General features: G+C 37.1%; 3 protein-coding genes. 1 reads left to right on the plus strand and 2 read right to left on the minus strand.

The features are described from left to right. Positions 1–322 precede the first annotated feature (322 nt). Positions 323–697 (plus strand): TrbC/VirB2 family protein, encoded by a 375-nt coding sequence (locus OZD63_RS05900; RefSeq protein ID WP_006279664.1) that lies wholly within the window; start codon positions 323–325, stop codon positions 695–697. Here the strand turns inward: OZD63_RS05900 and OZD63_RS05905 are convergent. Further along, the gene (locus OZD63_RS05905; protein WP_012673123.1) at positions 673–1,671 is read right to left on the minus strand and encodes a pyruvate dehydrogenase complex E1 component subunit beta; all 999 of its coding nucleotides are present in this window, start codon (positions 1,669–1,671) and stop codon (positions 673–675) included. The genes OZD63_RS05900 and OZD63_RS05905 overlap by 25 nt on opposite strands. 240 nt (positions 1,672–1,911) lie before the next feature. Next, positions 1,912–2,598, minus strand: coding sequence for an ATP-binding protein (locus OZD63_RS05910; RefSeq protein WP_275008365.1), 687 nt, complete (start codon positions 2,596–2,598; stop codon positions 1,912–1,914). Between the last annotated feature and the right edge of the window lie 76 nt (positions 2,599–2,674).

A 2,674-nucleotide genomic window follows, 5' to 3' on the forward strand; every position in this document is an offset into this window, starting at 1 on the left:
GGTTACTTATAATCCTAACTATAGTTAGCCTTTCATAAGTAGCGATGCAACAAAGCCCACTGGGATCCAGTTGAGCTATTTCAACAAAAATACTGCATTTGAGATGAACGTTCCAGACTTATTTACAAATATAACAATTAAAGTCTGGATTCCAGCGTCAAGCACTGGAATAATATCGTTTACTATGTCTATATTACAATATTTGTGCAGTTGTGTATCAACTACTTTTGTGGCACCGTTTGTTATTCAATCTTTATGCTAGTTTTACTAAAAATTATAGTATTTTAGGTATAATTGCAATATCTAAATTTAAGGTATAGAGATGAACCCTAGGAAAGTTTTTAATATTCTTTTTATAGTATTATTTATTTCTTTTTCTCATGTTGGGAGTGCTGCCGCTGACACTAATACTGATACAACTGCTCAAGTAATATGTAACATTATTGGCTACGTTTGGGGAATAGGCGGACCACTTATGACCGTAGTGATAATAGGTGCAGCTTTGCTTGCGATATTTGGTAGAATGCCATGGCCAGCTCTTTTTGCACTCGGTATATTTTGTGCTGTATTTTTCGGTGCTAAAACTATCGTCATAAAAGTAATGGGTGGTATAGGCGGCACTGGAAATACTTCTTTGATGGACCAATGCGGAACAGGAGACACAAAAAAGAACTATTTTTTTCTAAAACAGACCTGATGCACGGCTTCAACTATATCTTCCACTTGCGGTAATGCTTTTTTTTCTAGATTTGCAGCGTAAGGTAAGGGGATGTCCTTGCCAGTTACACGTACAACTGGAGCATCAAGGTAGTCAAATCCTTGTTCCATAACAACGGCTGACAGCTCTGCTCCTATTCCTGCAAATGGCCATCCTTCTTCTACACTAACTAACCTATTAGTCTTCTGAATAGAGTTAATAACAGTTTGAGTGTCAAGTGGTCTTAAGGTTCTGAGGTCAATAACTTCAGCTTCTATACCTTCACTCGAAAGTAAATCTGCTGCATTTAAGGCATCCATTAATTTTAATGAAAAAGCAGTGATAGTTACATCCTTTCCTTCCCGTATAACAGCAGCTTTGCCTATCTCAAGTAGATAATCTTTGTTTGATAGCTCAGAGTCAGAAACTTCATGCTCATGTCCATAAGCTATTTCGTTTTCTAGAAATATTACCGGATTAGGGTCACGAATTGCAGCTTTAAGCAGACCTCTGCAATCTGAGGCAAAATAGGGTGCTATTACTTTTAACCCCGGTATATGCGAATACCAAGCTGCAAAGCATTGAGAATGTTGTGCAGCAACTCTTGCTGCAGCGCCATTTGGTCCACGAAATACTATAGGGCATCCAAGTTGTCCGCCTGACATATAATTTGTTTTTGCTGCGGAATTCACAATTTGGTCAATAGCTTGCATAGAAAAATTAAAAGTCATGAACTCGACTATTGGCTTTAATCCAGCAAATGCCGCTCCAACAGCAAGGCCAGCAAACCCATGTTCGGTAATAGGCGTATCAACTACTCTGTTTTCTCCAAACTCTTTCAGTAATCCTTTCGTTACTTTATAAGCACCATCATACTCTGCAACTTCTTCACCCATGATAAGCACATCAGAGTCGTTTTGCATTTCTTCTCTAATTGCTGTGCATAAAGCTTCTCTTACACTTAAGGTTGCCATTTGTAAACTTTTATAGACTTTAACTAAAGTAACTATATCAGAATTACTGGGGGTAAGTAAAGTGTACAAATTAAGTTTTACAAACATCATGACCAACTCATTCCAAAAAAAAATCTTCTCACGCTTGCTGTTTTTTGTTGCTGGAAATGGCTGGATTATTTAAGCTTTTAGTAATGTATGTTGTTAAATTAATAGCAATTTATTTGGAAATAACAGAAAAATTTATGATAGTTTTATACTCTAAATAGAACAAGATACTTCTGTCTGTGTCTTCACGTTTGAAACTAACCTTATTCTATCTCTTTCTTGTTCTGGACTTAACCTGTGAAGCGCGTAACTGAAATCTTCCTCACTCACTATAAGCCGTCTTTGCGCACCAGCGCTAGTTTTTGCTTCATTCACTAATTGCTCTAATTCAGCCCCAGAATAGCCTTCAGTCTTGTCTGCAATGTCTTGGAGGTTTAGCTTTTCATCAGTTTTTGTACCTCGCATATAAAGTTCCAATATCCTTTGTCTCACCTCTATGTTTGGATTAGGGACATAAACCTTCTGACCTAAACGTCCAGGTCTAATAAGTGCTGGATCTATACCACCGATAAGGTTAGTTGCACCAATTACTATTATATCTTTTCTGCTCTTAAATCCATCTATTTCAGTTAACAACTGTGTTAAACTCTCTCGACAATGGTAAGCTGAGTTATTAGCGGTACTTCTTTTTTGAGCAACTGCATCTATTTCATCTATAAAGAATATACAAGGAGAATATTTTTTTGCTATTTTAAAAAGCTCGCGTACAGCATGTGCACCATGACCAATATATACTCCAATAATTTCAGGACCTGAGATGCTTATGAAATTCGTATTTGATTCACCTGCAATTGCACGAGCGATAAGTGTTCTACCATTTCCAGGAGGGCCATGTAATATGTGACCTCTTAGAACCTGTTAAGGATCTCGAAAATATGAGGTAAAATAAGCATAGTTAAGAAAGAGGCATATCTAT

This window comes from Wolbachia endosymbiont of Drosophila leontia, assembly GCF_028981785.1.
Taxonomy (GTDB): domain Bacteria; phylum Pseudomonadota; class Alphaproteobacteria; order Rickettsiales; family Anaplasmataceae; genus Wolbachia; species Wolbachia pipientis.